The sequence below is a fragment of the Flectobacillus sp. genome (assembly GCF_049240685.1).
Taxonomy (GTDB): Bacteria; Bacteroidota; Bacteroidia; order Cytophagales; family Spirosomataceae; genus Flectobacillus.
In genome coordinates this window covers 1-26,146 of sequence record NZ_JBMLSD010000017.1, presented here as the reverse complement: position 1 = coordinate 26,146, position 26,146 = coordinate 1, and the positions used below count along the sequence as shown (strand labels likewise).

General features: G+C 38.7%; 13 protein-coding genes. 11 read left to right on the top strand and 2 right to left on the bottom strand.

Translation table 11 applies throughout. The features are described from left to right. Positions 1 to 394: 394 nt before the first annotated feature. The 6 genes from ACOVQ4_RS00860 (at position 395) to ACOVQ4_RS00835 (ending at position 9,902) form a co-directional block, all read left to right on the top strand. The gene (locus ACOVQ4_RS00860; RefSeq protein ID WP_421818788.1) at positions 395 to 1,288 is read left to right on the top strand and encodes an alkaline phosphatase; all 894 of its coding nucleotides are present in this window, start codon (positions 395 to 397) and stop codon (positions 1,286 to 1,288) included. 126 nt (positions 1,289 to 1,414) lie between these two features. Beyond that, complete coding sequence (locus ACOVQ4_RS00855; protein WP_421818787.1) at positions 1,415 to 2,149, top strand: GntR family transcriptional regulator; 735 nt, start codon at positions 1,415 to 1,417, stop codon at positions 2,147 to 2,149. Between the two features lie 19 nt (positions 2,150 to 2,168). After that, complete coding sequence (locus ACOVQ4_RS00850) at positions 2,169 to 4,844, top strand: ROK family protein (RefSeq protein WP_421818786.1); 2,676 nt, start codon at positions 2,169 to 2,171, stop codon at positions 4,842 to 4,844. Further along, a complete protein-coding gene (locus tag ACOVQ4_RS00845) occupies positions 4,841 to 6,268 on the top strand; it encodes a sugar porter family MFS transporter (protein WP_421818798.1) in 1,428 nt (475 codons plus the stop codon). The genes ACOVQ4_RS00850 and ACOVQ4_RS00845 overlap by 4 nt, the downstream gene beginning before the upstream one ends. A gap of 8 nt (positions 6,269 to 6,276) precedes the next feature. Then, on the top strand, positions 6,277 to 8,580 hold the full coding sequence (locus ACOVQ4_RS00840) for a GH92 family glycosyl hydrolase (protein WP_421818785.1): 2,304 nt from the start codon (positions 6,277 to 6,279) through the stop codon (positions 8,578 to 8,580). Positions 8,581 to 8,615: 35 nt separating this feature from the next. Further along, positions 8,616 to 9,902 carry a GH36-type glycosyl hydrolase domain-containing protein gene (locus ACOVQ4_RS00835; RefSeq protein ID WP_421818784.1) on the top strand — a complete coding sequence of 429 codons (1,287 nt, stop codon included), beginning with the start codon at positions 8,616 to 8,618 and terminating at the stop codon, positions 9,900 to 9,902. A gap of 110 nt (positions 9,903 to 10,012) precedes the next feature. On the opposite strand, the gene ACOVQ4_RS00830 is transcribed toward ACOVQ4_RS00835, so the two are convergent. Together ACOVQ4_RS00830 and ACOVQ4_RS00825 are read right to left on the bottom strand one after the other, a co-directional pair. Further along, positions 10,013 to 12,175, bottom strand: a complete 2,163-nt coding sequence (locus ACOVQ4_RS00830; protein WP_421818783.1) for an alpha-galactosidase — start codon at positions 12,173 to 12,175, stop codon at positions 10,013 to 10,015. A 107-nt stretch (positions 12,176 to 12,282) separates the two neighbouring features. Further along, positions 12,283 to 13,104 (bottom strand): SGNH/GDSL hydrolase family protein, encoded by an 822-nt coding sequence (locus ACOVQ4_RS00825; RefSeq protein WP_421818782.1) that lies wholly within the window; start codon positions 13,102 to 13,104, stop codon positions 12,283 to 12,285. Positions 13,105 to 14,091: 987 nt separating this feature from the next. Between ACOVQ4_RS00825 and ACOVQ4_RS00820 the strand changes: the two genes are divergently transcribed. The 5 genes from ACOVQ4_RS00820 to ACOVQ4_RS00800 all read left to right on the top strand — a co-directional run bounded on the left by ACOVQ4_RS00820 (position 14,092) and on the right by ACOVQ4_RS00800 (position 25,999). Continuing rightward, positions 14,092 to 17,223 carry a SusC/RagA family TonB-linked outer membrane protein gene (locus tag ACOVQ4_RS00820; RefSeq protein WP_421818781.1) on the top strand — a complete coding sequence of 1,044 codons (3,132 nt, stop codon included), beginning with the start codon at positions 14,092 to 14,094 and terminating at the stop codon, positions 17,221 to 17,223. 56 nt (positions 17,224 to 17,279) lie between these two features. Beyond that, positions 17,280 to 18,851: a RagB/SusD family nutrient uptake outer membrane protein gene (locus tag ACOVQ4_RS00815; RefSeq protein WP_421818780.1), complete on the top strand. Its 1,572-nt coding sequence runs from the start codon at positions 17,280 to 17,282 to the stop codon at positions 18,849 to 18,851. 328 nt (positions 18,852 to 19,179) lie between these two features. Further along, positions 19,180 to 20,550, top strand: coding sequence for an FG-GAP repeat domain-containing protein (locus tag ACOVQ4_RS00810; RefSeq protein WP_421818779.1), 1,371 nt, complete (start codon positions 19,180 to 19,182; stop codon positions 20,548 to 20,550). 81 nt (positions 20,551 to 20,631) lie between these two features. Continuing rightward, the gene (locus ACOVQ4_RS00805) at positions 20,632 to 22,671 is read left to right on the top strand and encodes an FG-GAP-like repeat-containing protein (RefSeq protein ID WP_421818778.1); all 2,040 of its coding nucleotides are present in this window, start codon (positions 20,632 to 20,634) and stop codon (positions 22,669 to 22,671) included. Between the two features lie 43 nt (positions 22,672 to 22,714). Next, positions 22,715 to 25,999, top strand: coding sequence for a VCBS repeat-containing protein (locus ACOVQ4_RS00800; RefSeq protein WP_421818777.1), 3,285 nt, complete (start codon positions 22,715 to 22,717; stop codon positions 25,997 to 25,999). Positions 26,000 to 26,146: the final 147 nt, after the last annotated feature.

Here is a 26,146-nt window from a genome sequence, read left to right as displayed (position 1 = left end):
AAATAAATAGGTTATCTGAGGTTCAATTTTAAATAACCAGATGATTATGAATATTTTAAAATAAAAAAATATAAAGTTAGTGGGCAAAATTGAATTTAATTGTTGTGCCTAAGGCATTCAGGTATTAGCTTTCGGCGGTGTGCTTTGGAAAAAAGCATGGCTGTGGTTAATAAAAACATTTTAACACTCTGTGCCTGTTGCCTTGTCCCTAAACTAAAAAACTTAAATATAATTTTGCACTAATACTTAATAACGTCTTCCTATTTAACTTTAATTTTTCAAAAAATATAAGCTTACATTTTCGAAGCCCAACATCCGAAATCAATGGTTTCTATATATCATCGTACAGTACTGACTTAGCATTGCTCTATTCGCTCCACAAATTAGCTTTAAAGTGAATTTCTCATTAAAAAAAATCTTAGGCTTTCTATTAAGCCTCCTACTAGCACAAAATAGCTTTTCACAAAAACCCATTGAGCATGTAATTCTAATAGGCGTCGATGGTTTGGGGGCTTATGCTTTCAAAAGTGTAAAGGCTCCTAATCTTCGAAAACTTATGCAAGAAGGCTCTTGGACTATGCAAGCTCGGTCGGTATTACCATCATCAAGTGCACCAAACTGGGCATCTATGGTGATGGGTGCAGGGCCAGAGCTGCATGGTTATACCACTTGGGGAAGTAAATCACCCGATTTACCTGCCCGTGTATTAGATGAATACGGAATGTTTCCTACAGTATATAGTTTGCTACGAAAAGCAAAGCCAACAAGTGAAATTGGTGCAATTTACGAATGGAGCGGTATCGGGTATTTGTTCCCAAAGCAGGCTGTAAACAAGGATCAAAATTGCGATGGCGATATAGCCACCACCAAAGCAGCCGTACAATATATCAAAGAAAAGAAACCTAATTTTCTGTTTATTCATTTGCACGATGTGGATAGCGTCGGACACGGTGTTGGGCACGCCACACCAGAGTATTATCAATCTGTCGAAAGAACTGATACGCATATCGGTACAATTCTGAAAAGTATTCAAGAGGCTGGAATTGCTGATAAAACCGTCATCATTTTTACAGCCGATCACGGTGGAATCAATAAAGGACATGGTTCGATTTCGATGCAAGAAATGCAAATCCCTTGGATTATTGCTGGAAAGGGTATTCGTGCAAATCATGAGATTACTGAAAGTATCATGACCTTCGATACCGCGGCAACTATCGCCATGCTCTTCAAACTTAAAACCCCACAAGTTTGGATTGGGCGACCAGTTAAAAGTATTCTGAATAAATAGGTTAAAATACAAATATTAGAAAAGCCCGTTCTAGTTTTCAGACTACAGAGTGGGCTTTCATAAATTTATTAAAATCTTCAAGGATTATTTATCTTTATTTTGTACGTTTGTACGAACATATAAAATATGAACTTTCAGATAGACCATAATAGTAGATTACCCTTGCATGTACAGGTAGAGGATTTGATTAGAAATCTGCTCACATTACCTGAATATGCCAATGGTGCGTTGTTGCCAAAAGAAATCGAATTGGCAAATCAATTGGGTGTATCTCGAAGCACAATTCGACAGGCTACAAACAAATTGGAGCATGAAGGCCTATTAAAACGAAAAAAAGGTGTAGGCACCACCGCTGCTCCACAAAAAGTACTAGAAACCTCACTAGATCATTGGTATAGCTTTACCCAAGAAATGAAAGAGCGAGGAATTGTGGTAAACAATCTGTTTGTCAAAGCTGAGTTTGTTCACGCTAGTCCTAAAATTGCCTTATTTTTTAATATCAACGAAGGCCGTGAAGTACTTAAATTATCCAAGTTGAAAGGAACAGATAACGACCCTATTGTTTATTTTGAAAGCTACTTTCATCCACGCATAGGCTTAACTAAGGAGGAAGACTTCGAAATACCCTTATACAGTATGCTCGAAGCCAAGTATGGTGTAAAAGTAGTGCGTTCTAGCGAAAATATTAAAGCAATTTTGGCTTCTGAAATAGCACCAATGCTGCAAATTTCAACAAATGAACCTGTTTTGTATCGTGAAAGACACGTTTATGACCCAGGGAATCGCCCTATTGAGTTTAATGTAGGATATTACCGTTCGGATAAATTTACTTATTCGATTGATATTAAAAAGTCTTCTTAAAAAAAATTTATATTTTAATATGTACGAACATTCGAACAATCAATATATTTTATCCGCAGACATTGGAGGCTCACATATTTCAGCAGCCTTAGTCGATGCTTCGTCAAAAGTCGTACTTGATACCAGTTTACAAAGAGCTTCAATACATCAAAATGCTGAAGCAAAAACAATTATAGACATCTGGACAAATACACTCAAGACCACATTAGCTGCTATTCCAAAAGAAAATTTGATAGGTATAACGATAGCAATACCTGGTCCATTCGATTACAAAACAGGTGTTTGTTGGATGAAAGGCGTAAATAAGTATGAGGTCTTGTATGGACTAAATATTGTCAATATCCTTCGCGAACAATTAGCCTTGTCTCCTAACTGTTCTATTCTTTTTGAAAATGACGCTACTTGTTTTGGTATTGGCGAAAGCCTAACACCTGAAATGATGGTTTATGAAAAAGTTTTGGCTATTACTCTGGGAACTGGCCTGGGAAGTACTTTTATCGAAAAACAAGCTGTAGTAAAGCATAGTGAAAATATCCCTCAAAATGGCTATTTGTATAATGTCACTTTTGCCGATGGCATTGCAGAAGATTACCTGTCAGCTCAATGGTTAATAAAGCGTTATACTCAACTTACTGGAAATGAATTTTCGGCGGTTTTGCCCATCGCAAAGCTTGCCTTAATCCAAGATAAAGTTGCCAAACAAGTTTTTGAGGAATATGGTCAAAACCTAAAAGAAGTCCTAATGCCTTGGATAGTCAAGTTTGGGGCAAAATGTGTAGTAATTGGTGGAAATATCTGTAAATCTGCTTCGCTCTTTACTACTCCACTCCAACAAGCATTAGCAATACATAAAATACCTCTTAAAATATCAGAATTTATGGAATTATCAGCAATTAAGGGTGCTGCATCCCTGATGGACTCTCCGCCAAAGCCTTGGAGGAAAAGTTCACAAGCCCTTTTACCTCAAACGTTAAGCCAACTACAAATACCCGAAGATACTTACAATATGTATCCATTTCATAGGCTGGGCGAGGGTAAAATTTTCGAAGGATACCAATCTCTCGCTCAATGGATGATGGCTCATAAAAGTATCTGTATAGATGGCTATATTGGTAATGATTGGCTTTATATTCAACAGAGCTTAAATACTTATTTCCAAGAGGTTGGAATTGGTGTTCAATGGATTCAAACAGCTGATTTTTTCAAAAGTGAAGAAATCATCTCACAAATAGTAAGTCCGTTTATGGGTGAAAATGACTCAGTTTGGGGCAAAAAAACACATTTGTCAATAAGCGACTTCTTTGAGGTAGAGCAATACAAATCAAGGGTTTCGGAGCAACAAAATGTAGATTTAACCATTGTAATTGGTACAGGCTCAGCTTTGTTTGGTAAGGGTAAAATAGTGTATTTCGACCTTCCCAAAAACGAAATACAGTACCGAATGCGTGCGGGTCATATTGCCAATTTGGGAAATCTAAAACCTGAAAACCCCGTGCAGATGTACAAACGCTTTTATTTTGTAGACTGGGTGGTTTGTAATTCACACAGACAAAATATTACAGAAAGAATTGAAATTGTGGCAGATGGACAATGGCGATATGATACCAATTGGATATTTTTTCAAGAATTACAACAGGGCTTGAAACAACTGACTCAACAATCTATCAGAGTAAGACCTTGGTTTGAAGCAGGTGCTTGGGGCGGCCAATGGATGAAAAACCATTTTGAACAAATCAATACGCAGGAAATCAATTACGCATGGTCATTTGAATTGATTGTACCCGAGAACGGTTTGGTATTTGAAAGCGACCAAAAGCTATTAGAAGTATCATTTGATTGGCTTATGGAACAGCAGTCTGAGGGTGTTTTAGGAAAAGATGCGGCTCGCTTTGGAACAGAATTTCCCATACGTTTTGATTTTTTGGATACATTCCAAGGAGGCAATTTATCTATCCAATGTCACCCGTCCTTGGCCTATATCCAAGAACATTTTGGGGAAACCATAACCCAAGATGAAACCTATTATATTTTGGATGCCAAACCCGAGGCAAAAGTATTTTTAGGGTTTCAGAATGATATTCAAGCCGACGAGTTTAGGACCGTCCTTGAAAATAGTGTCGAAAATAGTATTCCTGTAGATATTGAAAAGTATGTAAGGGCTTTTGATGCTAAAAAACATGATTTGTTTTTGATACCTAACGGAACAGTCCATAGTGCTGGAGAAAACAATATGGTATTGGAAATCAGTGCGACACCCTACATTTTTACCTTTAAAATGTACGATTGGTTACGCCTTGACTTAGCAGGTCAGCCTCGACCTATCAATATTGAGCATGCTTTTAATAATTTAGATTTTTCCAGAAAAGGCGAGCGTGTTGAGCATGAATTAATCGCTAAAGAAACCATTCTTTCACAATTGGAGGATGGGCAAATCGTGCGCTTATCTACACACGAGCAACATTTTTATGCCATCAATAGGTTAGAATTTACCTGTCAAATTAGTCTTCCAACCAATCAACAATGTCATATTATGATGTTGGTAGAAGGCGAAGCAATTCTGTTAGAAACTGATACTGGCTATTCGGCGAAGTATCATTATGCCGAAACCATTGTTGTTCCTGCTGCTGTAAAGTATTATAAAATCACCAATTTGGGAAGTACCGAAGCAAAAGTAATTCAGGCTTTTATCAAATAACAACCTCTAAAATCTATAAAACTATGGAAATTTATTCGACTCCCCATCATCATCGTTACTATGTTTTTTTGATATGCTTTATTGCAGCCATCGGAGGTTTTTTATTTGGTTTCGACACGGCTGTAATATCAGGAGCACTTCCTTTTGTAGTCAAACAATTTGATTTCGATGCCGTTATGGAAGGCTGGTTTGTAAGTTCGGCTATTTTTGGCTGTATCGTTGGTGTGATTATTTCGGGGAAATTAAGCGATAAAATTGGACGCAAGATGGTAATGGTGATTTCGGCAGGGCTTTTCTTCCTTTCTGCTGTTGGGTCTATGTTTGCCATGGGTACTTACGAACTCATTAGCTATCGTTTGATTGGTGGCATTGGTATTGGCGTAGCCTCTATGATTTGTCCTTTATATATTTCTGAAACAGCTCCTGCTCACTTTCGAGGTACAATGGTGGCACTGTACCAGCTGGCGATTACCATTGGTATCTTAGCTGCTTATTTTTCTAATGCTTATTTACTGAAAATCGCCCAAACGAGCCATTTTACGGGTTGGTTACAATTTGTATTAGTTGACAACTGTTGGCGTGCTATGATTGGCATTGGTTTATTGCCAAGTCTATTATTTTGTACAGGCTTGGTATTTGTACCAGAGTCGCCTCGGTGGTTGATTCAACAAAATAAAATAGGAGCGGCAAAACATATTTTACAAAAGATAGATTTTGACAATGCTCAAAACGAAGTAAATCAAATTCAACAATCGGTCACAAAACACAAAGGTATTTTAAAAGAACTTTTTTCGCCAAGTTATCAACGACCTTTACTAATTGGTTTGACGTTACCATTTTTGAGTCAAGTTTCGGGTATCAACGCCGTGATATACTACGGACCCTCTATTCTTGACAAGGCAGGTTTTACCCTTGGCGACGCATTTGGTGGACAAGTAACTATTGGTATTGTCAATGTACTTTTCACTTTCATTGCCATATTCAAGGTTGATAAATGGGGCCGAAAACCTTTGCTTACTTGGGGTGTATTGCTGGCGTTTTTAGCCCTTTTATTCATTGGTATACTCTTCTCATTGAATTATACACAGGGATATTGGATTTTGGGAGCTATTCTAGTCTTTATTGCCAGTTTTGCTTTCTCGTTTGGTCCTGTATGTTTTATCATTATTAGCGAAATTTTTCCCACAAATATTCGTGCAGAGGCGGTTTCATTAGCCACATTGTCTTTATGGATAGGGAATTTTTTTGTGGGACAGCTCACGCCAATCATGTTAAAAAGTGAAGCATTAGGTCCATCAGTTACTTTTTGGATTTTTGCAGGAATGTGTTTACCAGCTCTATGGCTCAGTATCAAGCGTATTCCAGAAACCAAGGGCAAGACTTTAGAAGAAATAGAAAAATACTGGCAAACGACTAAAATTTAGTAGTAATCATGAAAAAAATAGGCATTTTACTAATAGCTCTTTTATATCTACATTCGTCATTGGCGCAAACTTCCCCTATTGACGAAGTAGAACCTCGTATTGGCACAGCACATTGTCGCTGGTTTCATTTTGCTCCTGGCGCTTTACCTTTCGGAATGGCCAAACCTGGCCCTTCAACCAATGGGCATTTGGGTAACAAAGACGGCTGGGAAGCTACGGGCTACGATTATCGAGATAATTCTATCGAAGGATTTCCCAATTTCCATGAGTTTCAGTTAGGTGGCATTGTTTTTATGCCCACTACAGGCAAACTGATTACTACGCCAGCCACAGCTACCAATAGTTTGGCAGGCTATCGGTCGACTTTTGAGCGTAGCACCGAAATTGCAAAACCGGGTTATTACAGTGTTTTATTAAAAGATTATAAGGTAAAAGCCGAGGTAACCGCTACAAAACGGGTTGCTTTTCACCGATATACATTCCCTGCAACTGACGCCGCCAATATTTTATTCGACATAGGCAACCGACAAGGCGAAAGTGGGCGTATAAAAGAAGCCAAAGTGTATATGACAGAAGATGGGCGTATAGAAGGATACGTAGTTACTTTACCCGAATATATCCAAAAATATCAGCATGGTGCCGATGCCAGAATGTACTTTTCGGCAGTATTGAGCAAAAAGCCCACAACCGTCGGGGTATTTAAAGGAAATGAGATTTTTCCAAATAAAACTTCAATAGAGGGTCTTGGGTCAGGCTTATATTTGCGATTTTCGACCAATGACCAAGAAGCTGTCACGATTAAAGCAGGCCTATCCTATACTTCTATCGAAAATGCTCGTCTGAACCTCCGTGAAGAAGCCCAAAACCTTGATTTTGACCAAGCTCATCAACAAGCTTCCTTAGTTTGGAATGATTACTTAGGTAGAATCAACATTGAAGGAGGTTTGGCAAAAGACCGACAAAAATTCTATACAGGTCTTTATCACGCTCTTTTAGGAAGGGGTTTAGCAAGCGATGTCAATGGGGCATATCCTAAAAATGATGGTAGTATTGGACAAATAGCCCTAGATGCTCAAGGTAAACCACAGCATCAGCATTACAATACCGATGCCATTTGGGGAGCTTTCTGGAACTTGACCCAATTGTGGGCATTAGCGTACCCTGAATATTATGCTGATTATATCAAAAGTCAACTTTTGGTTTATGCAGATGCAGGTTGGCTTGGTGATGGTATTGCTTCGAGTAAATACGTGTCGGGAGTAGGTACAAACTTTGTGGGGTTAATTATTGCAGGCGCTTATATGTACGGTATTCGAGATTTTGACCTAGAAAAAGGATATGCTGCAAGTCTCAAAAATGAGCTGGCGTATCAGAATAGACCTATGGGAGCTGGCAAAGAGGATGTTGAGCGATTTGTAAAATTCGGATATGTTGACCATATCGACGTTGATTCCCTCAATCGTGAACCTAGCTTTTCGGGTTCTCATACGCTTGAGTATTCTTTTAGTGCTTATGCCGTAGCACAATGGGCAAAGGCATTGGGTAAAAAGCAAGATTATCAACAGCTCATGGATTTGTCGAGAGGATGGGAAAAGATTTTTGACCCAAAAACCAAATTGGTACGTCCTAAACTGAAAAATGGGAAGTTTATTGATAATTTCAATCCGAGTCAGCCTTGGCGTGGGTTTCAAGAAGGAAACGCTTGGCAATATACTTTTTATGTGCCTCATCAACCAGACGCTTTAGTGTCTAAAATAGGAAAAAACTTATTTGCTAGCAGGTTAGATAGTATTTTTAGTATTTCTCAAAAATCAATTTTCGGAGGTGGACAAACCATAGATGCTTTTGCAGGTTTGCAAGGGCTTTATAATCATGGAAATCAGCCTTGTTTACATATTCCGTGGTTATTTAATTATACTCATAAACCAGAACTTACTCAGAAATGGGTACGAGCCATTTGTAACGAATTTTATGGAAATGAAGGTATTCATGGCTACGGATATGGTCAGGACGAAGACCAAGGGCAGTTGGGCGCGTGGTACGTATTGGGTGCGATGGGCTTGTTTGATGTACAAGGTGGAGCAGCCGAAAAACCTACAATGCAGCTTTCTACACCACTTTTTGAAAAAATCACAATTCGACTCAATCAACAGTATTATCAAGGCAAAACCTTTAGCATCGTAACAAAAAACCATCAGCCTGATAAAATTTATATCAAACAAGTAAAGTACAATGGGAAGCTTCTCAAACATCCTTCTTTACTTTTTGAAAAAATTACCCAAGGAGGAGTCCTTGAATATTCCGTTTTTTAAACTCATCCAATTTTCAAATTTTTATCATATATTTTATGAAAAAGCTCCTTTTTATAGTATTCTTACAGCTTTGTGTGTTGTCTGTTTTTGCACAACAAACCAAAGTATCACCTGCTTTACTGACTCAAATCAAGCAAAATGCATATTTTCCTGAAGTAAAGACCAAGGCTTTGACAGTTATGAAAACAGGATTTAATGCTGGCGATGGTTATCGTGAAGTATGGATTCGTGATTATAATACCTTTATCGAGCTCGCGGCTGCGGTTTATGATAAAGAAGTGTTGAAGGAAAACCTTTTAGTTTTTTTTAGAATGCAAGGCGACGATGGTAATATTATCGACGGTTTTACGCCTGCTGAAAAAATTGCTAAAGGCGAAACAGATTTTTCATATTCAAAATTAGAACCTCGCTATGCGGGTCATAAAAACTCAGTTGAAACCGACCAAGAAACCTCGCTGGTTCAAGCCGTTTATAAGTACATTCAACTCACAGGGGATAAGTCTATTTTACAAGAAAAAATTGGCAAAAAAACCGTTCTACAGCGATTGGAATGGTCGATGGATTTTCTTTTGAAAAAAAGATTTAATAAAAAATACGGACTCATTATTGGAGCAACTACCGCCGATTGGGGCGACGTACAGCCCGAAGCTGGATGGGGCGTAGACTTGGACAATAATACCCATTATGCCATTGATATTTATGACAATGCTATGTTTGTAATTGCACTCAACAACATGATTAAGTTGAATCCTGCTAAGGCTGCTCAGTGGAAAAAAATTAAAGATGGTATTGCTCAAAATTGTAGAAAGTACCTTTGGGACAGCAAAGCACAAAAATTCATTCCACATATTTATTTGAATGGCTCTCCCTTTCCTGCTGATTTTAATGAAAACAATATTTACTATTTCGGAGGAACAGCCATTGCTATAGAAGCAGGTTTGCTTAGTAAAGCCGAAATTAAAACTTCATTGAATGAAATGATTAGCAGGGTAAAAAAAGCTGGTGCTCCTTCTATTGGACTTACTTTGTATCCACCTTATCCTGCGGGATTTTTCATTAACAAAATTATGAATCCTGAATATAGTTATCAGAATGGTGGTGATTGGACATGGTTTGGCGGACGTATGATTCAGCAACTAATCAAATATGGTTTTGTACAAGAAGCTTATGAGCAAGTGCAACCTATGCTAAAAAGAGTCATTGATAATAAAGGATTTTATGAATGGTATTCGGTAGATAATAAACCACGTGGTTCGGGTACATTTCGAGGCGAGGCTGGCGTATTGTATGTTGTGATTGAACAGTTTGAAAAGATAAAATAGATTATAGTAATACTCAGGAAAGGAGACAAATCCAAGAAGGACAGGTATGATTAACCTGCTCAATTAGGTTTTGTCTCCTTTTTATATTTTTTGCTACAAACTCATCATTTTTACTCTATCACCAACCAAGTATAACCTTCTGCTGGAATTTTCACTTTTACTTGTATGCTGTAATTCCGACTCAACGTATAAGTTTTAGCTACACCCTCCTTTTCTCTAACCCGTGCTTGTTTGCTGAGTCCGGTATAATACAACGGTAAGGTAATGGTTCTTTCGATTGTTTCCGAAGTAGGATTATATAACATAGCAAGGCCTTTTTGAGCTAACTGAGGCGCAACATGTAAAAACCCGTCCCAATCTCGCCCGTCTGCACGACGCAACTGAATCATATCAGCATTCAGAACTTCACGATATTTTTTGTACCAATTTATCGTTTTTTGAACCAGCACTTTTGTCTTATCAGTATCGTACAATTGAGGCCCTCGGTAACATGCTTGAACACCCGCACCGTAATAAATCATCATCAATTGCTCATAATCAGGTAGATGCTGATTGAGTGGTTCGAGAATCGCCTCTGGGCTACTGCCTTGGTACTGGGTAAGAGGAACAAAACCCCAGCTCATCGAAGCCGTTTTTTCTTGTGTACCATCATAAATATTCTGGCGGTTTAAGATTCTTTGCTGAGAGCGACTCAAGGAAAAATTCACTTCACGATAGCCCAAAGCAATTTTGTGTGTGCCATCCAAGAAATACCAATCAGGAGCATTAATATAAACACCTCGTTCGTTGAGCCAACGATAGAGTTCTTTCTGGATAGTCATTTGCTTCCATTGCGAATCGCCCAAACCATCATGCCCAGGATGTGTAGTAGAAGCACAAACATCGCCAGGGTATGGGCCATCGTTTTCCCAAATATCAAAATGTGTTTCTTCAAAAAAACGTTTAATTTTATCGCGATAGGCTAAACCCCATTTACTCCCAAAACATGGAGCATTTCCGAAAAAAGCATGTCCAGTTTTGCCTGTTACAGGGTCTATTACGTCGTTTTCCTCATCAATCCTTCTACTACTAAACAATGAATACCCACCAATCTGTATGCCTTTTGCATGCGCCTTTTCTGCTATTTTTCTCCACCTATTCAGGTTTGCTTGGCTCATATCTTCCATATCGAGATGACTCCCAAAACTTAAAATCAAGGCTTCATAGCCCGTTGCAGCGCATTGGTCAATACACTTATATACTTGTTCGTCATTTTTGCTCACCAAATGCATAAAAATTGGATTTTGGGTAGTCCAAGGTGCAATGGTACGATACATTTTCCGTATCATCATTCCCCTTCTTTGTCTATCGTACGAATCCATCAGCAGCTCATGAGTACGTACAGATTTTAAAGAGCTCCCTTTCGAGATAGTAATATTGGCGACTTTTTCGGGGTATATCTCTACCAGGCAGGGTGTGTCGTAGTTATAATTTACTTGTGACGTATAAGTGCTATCTGCGAGCCAATGCGTGGTTTGGTCGCTAAGATCATAACGCATAGCATTATTGAAGGCATAATTTGTTTCAAAATAGATTCCGTGCTGAACCTTCATCTCCGAAACCTTTCCTACCACGGCACTTTCTTCTTCGACAAGTCCTAATATTTCATTTACTAGACCATCAACGGTAATTGCAGAGGTACTATTATTGACGACCTCTATCCATTTAATCAACAAGGGTATACCATCATAAAGCTCATAATTCACTTGAATCTTGATGCCTGCTAATTTTTTTTCTTGAGCAACAAAGTTCAAAATGAGTCGCTTACCAGTAGGTTGCTCGCGATTGGCAGCCCAAGTTGTAGGCCTCCAGTTGATAAATGGTTCAATGGGTTTTATTTCGGAAGATTGATAAACGAAATCATTAACTCCCTTTTTGAAGTTTGCAAGCCATTCTAGTTTCAAATAAGCATTTTCCGTTTGACCAACCAACCCTCCTATCTGATAATTTATACCATTTATTTTAACTCTCCCTTCTGGCTTGATACAACGAATGAGCTGTTGCAAATTAGAATGATTGAAATAGTCATAACAAGCAATATTTTCACCAATATAGAAACTCCTTCGCAGTAGTCCATTATCCATTACTATCTGGCTATCTGTTATTTTTATGGAGGATTTTTCTGAAATTGGAGTCACTAGCCAATCTTTTTGTGGAATAAAACTTTGGGCAATACTCGCATGACTTAGCACAAGCGAAAGGAATACATAAATGAGAATAAAACAATTTTTCATAGTTAGAAAACTGGGATTTGAGGTAATTGAAAAAAGGAAATCATATTGAGTATTCGGAAGAGGTAGACCATTGACTTTGAGATATAATGCATCATTGAGCAAATTATCTACTTGAGCAATTTCAGCAGTTTTTTGGCAATGACCTGATATCCTTTATCTGAGGGGTGCAGACCATCATAGGTCATGGCCATAGCTTCGACAGGATATGGGTTTTGCTCTTGTTCAGGACTAAAAGGAATATTGGTAAAAGCAGGATATGTATAATCTGTATATTCACCTGTTTCTAAATTTTTGATACGTTTAAAATGTACAAGCTTTTTATGGCTTAATTTTTTTTCATGGTACAAATCTATTAATTGATACCTCTCCTTCGATGCTATTTCTTCCACAGCTTCTGCAAATTGCGCTAGCATTTGGCCATTTTTGGCCTTATAGGAGCCATAAGCATTATTTTTGAAGTTTCCGAAATATACAAAATCAACTCGTTGCATCGGCGTAAGTAAAATGACTTGTGCTCGTGGATTTAGCGCTTTGAGGTAATCCAAAATGATACGAAATGAACCATAGAAAGTTTCATAACCCGTATTTTTGTCATAGTCCTCTACTGTACCGATAGGTTTTCCTTGCCACCAATCGTTCGTTCCCAAAAAAATCGTATAAATATCTGCCTTCACTATGCCTAAGGTATTTATTTTTTCGGCAATACGGCATGCTGTCCATCCATTATGTCCTTGATTTACAAAACTAAGATTGGGTCTTTGTTGTGCTACAAGCGTCATGTATCCCGTTGTTATTCGATTACCAGTTTGCTCGGGGTGGTCATTCAAATACGTGATAGAATCTCCAATAGCGACCCATTGCTTTTTTTCTGTATTAAAAGCAAATAATACTATCACACTTGATATCAATAAGATAATTTTTACTTTCATGGTTTGTCGGTTGAGAAAATGAGTTTTGGTAATACCTTTTGAGTATAAAATTAGTTATAAGTTGTATGCTTTAGGTTATATACTGTAGGCCTTTGGCAAAAATGGATGTTTATTTCATAACATACACCACTTGAGCATCCTATCTAGTAAAAGTATTTTTCATGTTCTATCAGTAGGTACCTAAACATTTCTAAGTATTTCAAATTAGGGTTTTCTGATAAGGGAAAGAAAGTAAAATACCTCTATTTATTACAAAAAGTAGAAGATTAAACTTCTCAGAATTCAACACACGAAATACGTCACAATCCTTCGTATTTATCAGAGTCCTTTATGATTTAATTACATGGAAGATGAAAACAACCTGATGGTTCGATTAGGATGACGCCCTATCACATCCAAGTCTGTATCACTAGGACAGCCAGCAAGTCTGTTCTATTCTGTTCTACAAAATAAAAGAACCTTGTTAAAATCAAAGCGAATATTGCTGCATTTATTTGCAATTTTAAAGGTAAGAACTAGCCAAATACAGCAATATTTAGCATAAATATTTTAATAAAATTTATTAAAAAGTATTTAAACATATCATAAAACGCCTCTAAAACAGCATTAAAAGGCATTTTGTATAAATCCTATATTTTTTTTAACGAAAATCTTGAATAAGTAATATAAAACGCTAATCTTTGCAATATAAATAGTATAGAATAGTATAGTATAGTTTCAAACAAAATGATGAATAAACAACCATTTTTTATTCTAGTGGCTTTATTAAAAAGAATATTAAAAGCTATTGCGTCTGATTTTAACGACTACGCCTGTTTTGATGCCTTATCCTAAATCTTACTTTATACAATATTCAGGTCGTTGTTTTTAATCCAAAAACAAAGGAGAAGGAGCTAAGAGTCTGAGCGAGCAAATCGTACCTGAGCTATGAAAAGTGGCTATTCCTACGAATAGATTTATACAAATTCATTTTACAAAACAATCGTTATGAAAGCAAAATTTACATTAAAGTTGCTTTTGGTGTTGGGAGTCTTGGGAGGTAGTATCTTTCAGAATTCTAGTACTTTAGCTGCCAATCGAATTATGGCAGCAGAGCAAAAAGTCTCTGGAAAAGTTACTGATGAAAACGGTAACGGCCTACCAGGTGTCAATGTTAAAATCAAAGGTTCATCGCGTGGTACTAGTACAGACCCCAACGGTCAGTTTAATTTGGTAGTTGCTGACGACAAAGCTGTGTTGGTCTTCTCGTTTACGGGTTATGTCTCACAAGAGATTGCGGTACAGGGTCGCTCCACAGTAAATGTTCAGTTGGTACCAGATGTACAGTCACTCGACGAGGTGGTTGTGGTAGGTTATGGCACACAGCGCAAAGTAGACTTAACGGGTGCTGTGAGTAGTATCACCACCAAGGACATCGCCAACCGTCCAAATACCAGTCCAGACCAAGCCTTGAGTGGTCGTATTTCGGGGGTACATATTGCCAATCGTAGTGGAGACCCAGGCGCGCCTATCGATGTACGTATACGGGGGGTCGGTAGTACAGGAAACAACCAACCACTGTGGGTAATCGACGGAGTACCAATTGTGCAGACCTCGAATATTACGGTAAATACAGCTTCTTACACAGAGTCAAACCCTTTGGCAGGTATCAACCCGAGCGATATCGAGTCGATTGATGTCCTAAAAGATGCTTCTGCAGCCGCTATTTATGGGGCCCGTGCTGCCAATGGTGTAGTAATCGTAACTACAAAAAGAGGAAAAGAAGGACGCACAACCTTAACTTATGATGGTTATGTAGCGGCTCAGTCCATTGGTCAAAATCGTCGTATCGACGTATTGGACGTGTCACAATACATCTCTCTTCAAAAAGAATTAGGTCGTGATTTTTCTAGCTTTTCAAGTAAACCTTTTTACAATTGGCAAGACAATATGTTCCAAACGGCTATTGTTCGCAACCATAATTTGAATGTAACAGGAGGAACAAAAAACCTTAATTTTAGTATCGGCGCAGGATATCATGGACAAGGCGGTGTAGAACGTTCGCAAGGCTTTGAGCGTATTTCCTTGAAGGCAAATGTAGACGCCAAAGCAGGTAAATACTTTAAGTTTGGAGAATCATTGCTTATTAGTTCTACCGACCGATTAGTTCAGTCTGAAGGAGGTAATTTCGCAGCATTTAATAGTATGAGAAATGCCCCCTATTATCAGCCTTACGACACTACAGATCCTTTTGGTTATACTCCTTCCAATGCTACTACTCGTGGAGACGGTGCTTCAGGAGCCAACTATATGTGGGCTACAGATACACGTTATAACGAAACACGAGTAAAAAGTAGAAAAATATTAGCCAACGTTTACGGTGAATTTGAGCCAATTGAGGGATTGAAGTTCAAAGTTTCAGGCGGTATAGATTATAACGTAGGTGATGGTTTCTTCTTTCAAGAGGCTTCTGCCCAAAACTATGGTACAGCAGGCACGCCACGTTCTTCTTTGTTAGTTCAAGAAAGACCAATCGAACAAACAATCAACTTTGCCAATACCTTGAATTACCGTAAAAAAATTGGCAAACATGATTTCTCTGTATTGGTAGGTTATGAAGAAACGTCATTTAGATATGATAAAATACGTATCCAAGGTCGTGGCTTAGCCAATACAGATATTAGAATGGCCTCAAAAGCACAAACGGTAGCAGCTGCTAACGAAGGTGATCATTGGGCTTTAAGAGGTATGTTGGGTCGTATTTTTTACTCTTACAATGACAAATATCTCTTGACCTTCAATGTTCGTCGTGACCAAACTTCTCGTTTTTCACCAGATAATAGAACGGGTATTTTCCCTTCATTGTCGGCAGGTTGGAGATTAAGTGAAGAGGATTTCTTGAAAAATAGCAATACCATCAACGACCTAAAACTTCGTTTGAGCTGGGGACAATCGGGCAACCAATTTACGGGTAACAATTTTGCCTATTTACCTACCATGTCCTCAACGATTTTCTATGTAATTGGAGCAAGTCAAGGGGTGGTATTGGCACCAGCTCCAACGATTTTTGCTAATCCAAACCTTAAATGGGAAGTCAGTACACAATCTGATATTGGGGCAGACGTAAGTTTGTTTAATCGTCGCCTGAACATCACGGCAGACTATTATTTGAAAGTTACCAAAGACTTATTATTGAGCCAGCCTATTCCAATGACATCGGGTTATTTCTTACCAGCCGATGCCAATTTGGGTGAAATCAAAAACTCAGGTATTGAATTAGGCGTAAATTATCAAAATCAAATCGGCGACTTCAAATATAACATCGGCGGAAACATCACAACCGTAAACAACAAAGTGACTTCATTAGGTGGTATTCCTGAAGTTATCACTGGAACAGGTGGCGAACAAACTCACCGCACAACCGAAGGCGAATCATTAGCTTATTTCTTTGGCTACAAAACCAATGGAATCTATCAGACACAAGCCGAAATAGATGCTGACAAAACAGTAGACGCCAACTCGGCAGGTCGTCAGCCAGGAGATATTCGCTTTGTAGATGTAAATGGTGATGGTAAAATTGATGCAAATGACAAAACCAAAATCGGTAGTTCAATCCCAACCTACTTCTATGGTATCAACTTGGGTGGTTCATACAAAGGTTTTGATATCTCGATATTGTTTCAAGGCGTTGGCGGAATGAGTATTTATAACGCTGCTCGTGCCTCGCTAGAAAGTATGAGAACTGGCGATAACCAATCAGCCTCAGTATTAGGACGTTGGACAGGTGCAGGCACAAGCAACACCATGCCAAGAGCCACTGCCTCAGACCCCAACAACAATACTCGTTTCTCGGATAGATGGATTGAAAGTGGAGCCTATATGAGATTAAAAAATATCCAAATTGGCTACGCCCTCCCAGCGTCATTTTTAAAGAAAATTTCGGGTGAATACATCTCAAGCTCAAGAATCTACATTGGTGTCCAAAACTTGATGACTTTTACTAAATATAAAGGCTATGACCCAGAGGTGACTCGTGGAGCAAGTTTCCAAAAAGGTGAATTCCCTTTGGCCAACGGCGTTGATTCGGGTGGCTCGCCACAACCAACTATCATGCAGTTTGGATGGCAGTTCTCATTTTAATGAGCGATTTATTGTCCAAAAAACATTATCTCATTCAACTAAAGTATTGATTAACAATGAAAAGAAATCATATAATCCGAGGAGCAATTCTTACTTGTCTTGCATCGATTGCTATCGTTCAGGCTTGTAATAATCTCGACCCACAGCCACTCGATAAGGTTACGACAACTACCTTTTACAAAACTCCTGCCGATTTTGATGGGGCTATTTTTTCCTCTTATTCATCTATTCAAGATTTGTGGGGCACCAGTACCGAAACCCTCAATGAACGTGGTGAGTTTTGGGGAATCACCTTGGCTACAACCGACGACGTTACCATCAATGGCAAGGCTAGTAACCAAGGAGACCTCAACAAAGCACGTGATTTAGACAATTTATTTTTCCGTGCCTCTGATGTTCCTTTTGCAGCAGCATACACACAGATTTACGAAGGTATTTTGCGAGCCAATCTCGTTATAGAAGCATCCAACAATCCAAATCAGTTGACGGCTGAACAAAAAACTCGTGTGGTGGCTGAGGCAAAATTTTTGCGTGGCTTCTTCCATTTCTTAGCACTACAAATGTGGGGAACGCCTCCTTTGGTTACAGAAGTGAAAAAGGATATTAATAATTTGGCAAGCCCTAACGCTACAAAAGACCAGTTATATGCAGCAATCTTAAAGGATTTCCAAGATGCTTATGCAGGACTTCCAGCCTCTTGGGATGCCTCTAACTTAGGTCGTGCGAGCAAATGGACTGCTCGTGCCTTTGAAGGAAAAGTGAATGTTTGGAAAAAAGATTGGAAAGCAGCTATTACAGCTTTTGAGGATGTAAGAAAAAATGGCACTTACAAACTTTACAACGGTAATACTAATAAAATTGATAACTACGAAGATGCTTTTGATTTCTTGAAAGAAAATGGCTCTGAATCAATTTTTGAAGTACAGTATGGTGGCCCATTTTCTGATGATAACCTTTGGGTATTTGACGATACACACTCTGAAGCCTTCAAAGCCTCTCAAGGAACTGGTCGTGTTTGGTATTGGAATGCAAGTGGCGACGCTGGCGCACCGGGTGGTGGCCTCGGTTGGTATGTTCCAACTCAGAATCTAGTAGATGAATTTGAGCCTGGCGACCCACGCCTCGAAGCTGCTATTTACAAAGCTGGAGACTTGTACTACAATAAAGGTGAAGGCACTACCCCTTTCAGTTCTGCATGGTCCTCAACGGGTTATGGTATTCGTAAATACTTTGGAAAACGTAATTCTGTTGCCGCTGCCTACGCTCCAAACGGGCAGGCGGGCTTCAACAACGAACGTTATTTCCGTTATGCCGAAATGTTATTATTATACGCAGAGGCATTAATTGAGGATGGTCGTACAACTGAGGGTCTTGCTATTATCAACAATGAAGTAAGAGCGCGTGTAGGATTGGGTGCAACCAAAATCGCAGATGCTCGCAAAGCTCTTCGCCACGAAAAACGTGTAGAAATGGCATTTGAACCACATCGTTGGTTTGACATTACACGCTGGGGTATTGGAGCAGAGGTATTCGGTTCAAAATGGAATGACAGATATAATGTGTTCCCTTTCCCTCTGTCTGAAATTAGTCGCAGCAATGGCTTGTTGAAACAAAACGATGGTTACTAATTAATTATAATTGGTACTAAGTAATCGTGCAGAAAAAGATTTAAGTTATGTGTTTTGGGGACAAGGCAACAGGCACAAGGCAAAGAGTGTTAAAATGTTTTAACGACCACGGACATGCATTTTTCCCATAGCCCACCGCCGAAAGCCGATACCTGAAAGCTCAAAGCACAATCTTAAACTTTATTTTGCGTACTAACTTAAGATTGAAAAATCTCTAAAATTAGTTGCAGGCTTTGCCCAAAACAAAGCCTGCCTATTAATCATTTTTTACTAACGCTGTTTTATGCAAAGTTGTATCAAAAAAATATCTATCTACATTGTTTTGATAATGAGCACATTATCATGCCAACTGATGGATAATCAAGCCGTTTTTAAAGAATTATCAGCCGATAAAACAGGTATCGACTTTGTTAATCAATTGACATACAACGATTCGCTTACAGTATTGGAATTTGAATACATGTTTAATGGAGCGGGCGTTGCGCTTATCGATATCAATAATGACGGATTGCAGGATATTTACTTTACAGGTAATATGGTTTCAGGAAAACTCTACCTCAATAAAGGCAATATGAAATTTGAGGATATTACACAAAAAGCAGGAGTAGCAACCAGTGGCTGGACCTACGGGGTATCGGTAGTAGATATAAACCAAGACGGGTATAAGGATATTTATATTTGCAAAGGAGGCAATCGTAAAACGCCAAATTCGGCAATGAAAAACCTTTTTTTTATTAATAATAAAAACAATACTTTTAGCGAAGTAGCCACACAAATGAACTTAGCCGATGATGGCTATGACATCCAAGCCGCTTTTCTGGATTATGATAAGGATGGCGATTTGGATATGTACTTGCTTCGAAATGCTTTTGTTAATTATAATAGAAATAACGCTAGACCAAAAGAAACACAAGGGAAAGCTGCATCGACCGACAAACTATATCGTAATGATGGTGCGCAAGAAAATGGAGTTATCCATTTTACAGATGTCTCAGAAAAAGAAGGTATTACCATCGAAGGGTTTGGTTTAGGGATTTCTGTATGTGACCTAAATCAAGATAATTGGCCAGACCTTTATGTATCTAATGACTTCTTAACCAATGATTTAGTTTATATTAATACCCATAAAAATGGTAAGCATCTGGGCTTCATAAATCAAGCACATGAATCATTACGTCATACGACCTATAACGGTATGGGCAATGATGTGGCTGATTTTAATAACGATGGACTAGAAGATATTGCCGTGGTGGATATGCTTCCGCCAGACAATAAACGCTGGAAGCTTACCATGATGGGCAATCGATATGACGAATTTGAGCAAAATATCCGCTTGGGATATGAACCCCAATATGTTAGAAATACCCTCCAGCTCAACAATGGCACCGATCTTGATGGCAACCTTTCGTTTAGTGAAATAGGAGCTCTTTCGGGCTTACATGCTACCGAATGGAGCTGGGCACCCTTATTTGCTGATTATGATAACGATGGGCTCAAAGACCTTTTTATTGCCAATGGCTACCGACAAGACGTAACTAACCTAGACTTTATTATTTACGGAAAAACTACCTTGTTTATGGGTACACCCGAAGCAAATCGTCAAGATCGCTTGCGTGAGTTGAGCAAATTCTCTGGTATTCAGCTTCATAACTATGTATTCAAAAATAAGGGAAATCTTCAGTTCGAGGATGTTTCATAACAATGGGGGCTTACTGCCGAAACCTTCTCTAATGGCACAGCCTACGGCGACCTCGACAATGATGGAGATTTAGATTTGGTGGTGAACAACCTAGACCAAACTTCTAAAATATTTGAAAACCAAACTAATAAAATCAAACCAGAACACAACTGGCTAAGAATTAAATTTGAAGGAGCAAAGCCTAACAAAGATGGTTTTGGTTGCAAGGTATGGGTATGGCAAAAGGGTCAACTTCAATACCAATACTTTTCTCCTGTAAGAGGATATTTGTCTACTGTAGAGTCATTTTTACATTTTGGTCTATCTGCTGAAAAAGTAGATAGTCTGAAAGTTTTGTGGCCCGACGGAAAAAGCCAAATTATTCAAAATCCTAAAACGAAACAACTACTCACCTTACAATATAAAAATGCCAATCTTAAATTGGAGAGTTCTTCTCAACGCCATAATAAACTTTTCGAAAAACATGAAAACCTAGGAATTGAACCTTTACACACCGAAGATAATTTTGTTGATTTCAAGACTCAGGCACTTTTGCCACACCTGCATTCACAAGCAGGGCCAGCCTTGGCTGTAGGGGATGTCAATGGCGACCATCTTGAAGACGTTTTTGTGGGTGCTGCTGCCGAAGGCAAAGCCTCGATTTACCTCCAACAAGCCAATGGAAAGTTTATCGCAAAAGTATTTCCTGAAACCAATCTCGCAGATAATATGGGTACTCTTTTCTTTGATGCCGACGGCGACCATGACCTAGATTTATGGATTTCTTCAGGGGGTGTTCGTCCTCAGCATGAAGGCGAGGCCATCTATCATTCTCAACTTTGGATGAATGATGGAAAAGGAAATTTTACCCAAAATACCAACTCATTTCCTTCTGTAAATAGTAGTGTGTCGAGTGTAGTTGCAAGTGATTTTGACCATGATGGTGACATGGATTTGTTTCTGGCAGGTAGAGTATGTCCTGGTGAATATCCTAAAATACCTCGAAGTTATTTACTACGAAACGATAGCAAAAATACGCAAATCAAATTTACAGATATTACCCCATCGGTCAATGGTCTTCAAAGAATTGGAATGGTTTCTTCAGCACTCTGGACAGACTATAACAACGATACTTGGCCAGATTTGATGTTGGTCGGCGAATACATGCCCATTACCCTTTTTACCAATCAACATGGTAAGCTAGTCCAAAGCGATGCTCCAAGCCTAGAAAAAACAAATGGCTGGTGGAATAGCCTTACTGCTGGTGATTTTGACCACGACGGTGACATAGATTATCTAGTAGGAAATCTTGGGAAAAACACGCAGTATCATGCTAGCAAGCAGGAGCCCGTGTCGGTGTATGGAAAAGACTTTGACAAAAACGGTCTCATAGACCCCATCATGACGCATTTCAAAGATGGTGAAGAGCAAATGGTACATGCCCGAGACGACCTCAACAAGCAAATAACCGCTATGCGAGCTCGTTTCAAAGATTATACCTCTTATGCCGAAGTTCCTTTTAAAGAGTCTTTTAGAAAAGATGAATTGGAAGATGCCCTTGCACTACAAGCCTATCATTTTGAGAGTGTATATCTCGAAAATAAAGGAAAAGATGGGTTCATAATGCACGAATTACCCCTTGAAGCGCAATTTGCACCCCTATTTGGTATGCAAACTGGCGACTTCAATGCTGATGGTCATTTGGACGTTTTGGCGGTAGGCAACTCCTTTGCGACCGAAGTTCAAACTGGCAGATACGATGCTATGGGCGGTGTCTTGTTGTTAGGAAATGGTAAAGGTCAATTTCAAATAGATAGACATTCGGTTGATATAAAAGGCGACAATAAGGCGCTGATTACTATTAAATTAGCTAATCAACAACCTGTTTGGATGATTAGTAGAAATAAGCAAACTCCGTATTTTATTCACTCAAAAATCAAACAAACTGGCGTAGAAATATCACCCAATGAAACTTTTGCTATTATCACAGATTTACAGGGTAAAAAATATCGTCAAGAGTTTTATTGGGGCAATAGCTACTTATCCCAAAGCTCCAGAACCTTATGGTTGAGCAAATCTATTAGAAGCATAGAAATATTTCAAAATCAGACTCTTTCTAGAAAAATATCACCCTTATTGTAGAAAGCTTTTATACCAATAGTAGGTGTCAAATACATTGTAAATCATGAAAAAAATAGTCTGGATATATTTGCTTTTTATATTGGGTTGTAAAAACCAAGATACTGTTTTCGAAGCCTTGTCGAGTAACGAAACAGGTATTGATTTTATCAATCAAGTAACCGAAGACGAAAAGGTCAATGTCTTGAGCTACATGAATATCTACACGGGAGCAGGAGTTGCCGCTGGAGATGTCAATAATGATGGCTTGACTGATTTGTTTTTTGCAGGAAATCAGCAAAGCGGACGCCTTTATCTCAACAAAGGAAATTTACAGTTTGAGGATATTACCCAAAAAGCAGGATTAGTTTCAAATCGCTGGCAAACAGGGGTATCTATGGTTGATATCAACCAAGATGGTTGGCTAGACATATATATTAATGTATCTGGAAATAAGAGTTTTGGTAGTACGGCCAACTTACTCTATATCAATAACCAAGATGGTACCTTTACCGAAAAAGCGCAAAGTTATGGCATTGCTGATGAACGCTTGACCATGGCATCTAACTTCTTTGATTATGATAAAGATGGCGATTTGGACTTGTTTCTTATTACCAATCCAGCCGATGAAATGGTCACTGGCGTCAACAGTCTTAGACCTCGAAAAGTAAATGGAGAGTCTGAAGGTACAGATATTCTTTATCGTAATAACGGAAATAATACTTTTACTGAGGTATCAAAACAAGCAGGAATCCTGGTAGAAGGCTATAGCTTAGGTTCTTCGATAAGTGATGTCAATGCCGATGGCTGGCCAGATATTTATATTTCGAATGATTTTTTGACGAGTGATATTTTGTACATCAATAACAAAAATGGAACGTTTACCGATAGAGCGTCCGAATACCTAAAGCATACCAGTTTTGCTTCGATGGGCAACGACATTGCTGATTTTAACAACGATGCCCTCGCCGATATTTTTGTATTGGATATGCTTCCTGAGGATAATTATCGAAAAAAAATGCTGATTCCCTCAGCCAATTTTGACAAATTTCAACTCTCACTCGAAAAAGGATACCTTCCTGCCTATACGCGCAACACTTTACAACTCAACAACGGCAATGGAAGCTTCAGCGAAATAGCATTTTTATCGGGAGTAAGTAGCACTGATTGGAGTTGGAGTGCCCTTTGGGCCGATTATGACAACGATGGCGATAAAGATTTGATGGTAACCAATGGCTTTTATCGCGACCTTGGCAATCTCGACTATATCAACTATCAGGCAGCGCAGTTGTCGCCTATGGGGAGTGCCGAATACAAGCTCAAAACTAAACTCAAGGCAATCCATCAACTCGAAAGTGTACCTCTACAAGATTATGTATTTGAAAATTTGGGTAAAAACTTTGCTTTCGAGAAACGTTCAGATGAGTGGGGTATTACAGAAAAAGGTTTTTCTAATGGCGCTTGTTATGTGGACTTGGATAATGATGGCGATTTGGAAATGGTAATCAATCGTTTTAATCAAAAAGCTCAAATTTATAAAAACAATATTTCAGAAAAGAAAAAGCAACATTTTATCCGTCTCAAATTTGTTGGAAAAAAACCTAATATTCAAGGAATTGGTAACAAGGTATGGCTTTATCAAAACGGTAAAGTGCAATTTTTAGAATTGAATCCCTACAGAGGATACGAATCGTCAGTTGAGCCTCTATTACACTTTGGTTTAGGAAATAATCCCAAAATAGATAGCCTCCTAGTAGAATGGGCTGATGGTAATATTCAGAAAATCAAAACGACAAAAACAGATACTACACTTTCTATCGAATACATAAAACAAAATACCTCACACTGTAATGCTAAAAATACGCAATCAGCTATTGAGTTTTCGGAAATAGCCCAATCCTTACACTTGGACTACAAACACCAAGAAAATCTATTTGTCGATTTCAAAACTCAAACGCTATTGCCCCAAATGCACTCAAGATTGGGACCAAGCATGGCAGTCGCGGATGTTAATGGCGATAAGTTAGATGATTTTTATGTCGGTGCTGCCAAAGGAAGTTTTGGAAAGTTATTTATTCAGAAATCTGATGGACATTTTGTTTCGAGCATTATTTCCAAAAACCTTGAATCTGAAGATATGGGCGTGGCTTTTTTTGATGCTGATGGCGACAAAGACCTCGACCTGTATGTAGTCTCGGGCGGGGGCGAAACACCCGAAGGTAGTCCCAATCACCAAGACCGTTTGTATATCAACAACGGAAAAGGACTATTTGCAATCTCACCCAAGGCACTTCCTAATACACTAAGCAGTGGTTCGTGTGTAAGTCCCTGTGATTTTGACCATGATGGAAACATTGATTTGTTTGTTGGGGGACGTGTCAAAGCTGGAGAATATCCACTTTCACCCAAATCATATTTACTGGAAAACAAAGGAAATCTACTATTTGAAGAGCATACACCTCCTACCCTTTCCCACGTTGGCATGGTTACTTCGGCGCTATGGGTCGATATCAATCAGGATACGTGGGAAGACCTTGTCCTTGTGGGAGAGTTTATGCCACTAACTATTTTTTATAATCATCAAGGGAGACTTTTCCAGCAACCAACCCAAATTCCTCATTCTGCGGGATGGTGGAATAGCCTTAAAGTAGCAGACCTAGACGGCGATGGTGATTTGGATTTCATAGCAGGTAATTTAGGGCTTAACTCCAGATATAAAGCCACCGAAAAAGAGCCTTTGACGATTCATGGAAAAGATTTTGACAAAAATGGACTTATCGACCCAATCATAAGTCATTTTGTACAAGGCAAAGAATACATCTTTCATAATCGTGACGAACTCATGATTCAAATTCCTGCCATGAAATCTCGTTTTGATAACTTCGAAAAGTACGCCAAAGCTAGTTTTCAAGAAAGTTTTCTAAAAAGTGAACTCGACGACGCCCTTACCCTCAAAGCTGAGTGTATGGAATCTTCATTTTTTGAAAATATAGGAAAAGGACAATTTAAGAGACATTCTATGCCTATTGAAGCGCAATTTGCACCTATTTATGGTATCGAAGTAGAAGATTTAAACCATGATGGTTTGCTCGATATCATCCTAGCAGGAAACTCCTTTGCAACCGAAGCCTCAACAGGACGATATGACGCCATGAGCGGGTTGGTTTTATTGAACCAGAGAAGATATACTTTTCAATCACTCAAAAGTGCTAAAACAAATTTTGAGGCAAATCAAGATGTAAAAGCATTGGTCAAAATACAGGTAAGCTCACAAAATGTGTATCTAGTTGCAAACAATAATAGTAATTTACAGGCTTTTGCCATAAAGCAAAAAAGTAATCGTGCAAAATAACATTTCGGAAAAAAGGAAATGGGCGGTAGGCGATAGGCCTTAAGCAAAATAAAATTTAAAATTGGGCATTGGGCTGTCAGGTATCGGCTTTCGGCGGTGGGTTTTGGAAAAAAGCATGGCTGTAGGCAATAAAAAACATTTGAACAC

Bases quoted from the DNA above. Each gene is read 5' to 3' on its own strand.
- ACOVQ4_RS00855 (WP_421818787.1), top strand. From the start codon at position 1,415: ATGAACTTTCAGATAGACCATAATAGTAGATTACCCTTGCATGTACAG.
- ACOVQ4_RS00850 (WP_421818786.1), top strand. From the start codon at position 2,169: ATGTACGAACATTCGAACAATCAATATATTTTATCCGCAGACATTGGA.
- ACOVQ4_RS00840 (WP_421818785.1), top strand. From the start codon at position 6,277: ATGAAAAAAATAGGCATTTTACTAATAGCTCTTTTATATCTACATTCG.
- ACOVQ4_RS00835 (WP_421818784.1), top strand. From the start codon at position 8,616: ATGAAAAAGCTCCTTTTTATAGTATTCTTACAGCTTTGTGTGTTGTCT.
- ACOVQ4_RS00830 (WP_421818783.1), bottom strand. From the start codon at position 12,175: ATGAAAAATTGTTTTATTCTCATTTATGTATTCCTTTCGCTTGTGCTA.
- ACOVQ4_RS00825 (WP_421818782.1), bottom strand. From the start codon at position 13,104: ATGAAAGTAAAAATTATCTTATTGATATCAAGTGTGATAGTATTATTT.
- ACOVQ4_RS00820 (WP_421818781.1), top strand. From the start codon at position 14,092: ATGAAAGCAAAATTTACATTAAAGTTGCTTTTGGTGTTGGGAGTCTTG.
- ACOVQ4_RS00815 (WP_421818780.1), top strand. From the start codon at position 17,280: ATGAAAAGAAATCATATAATCCGAGGAGCAATTCTTACTTGTCTTGCA.
- ACOVQ4_RS00810 (WP_421818779.1), top strand. From the start codon at position 19,180: ATGAGCACATTATCATGCCAACTGATGGATAATCAAGCCGTTTTTAAA.
- ACOVQ4_RS00800 (WP_421818777.1), top strand. From the start codon at position 22,715: ATGAAAAAAATAGTCTGGATATATTTGCTTTTTATATTGGGTTGTAAA.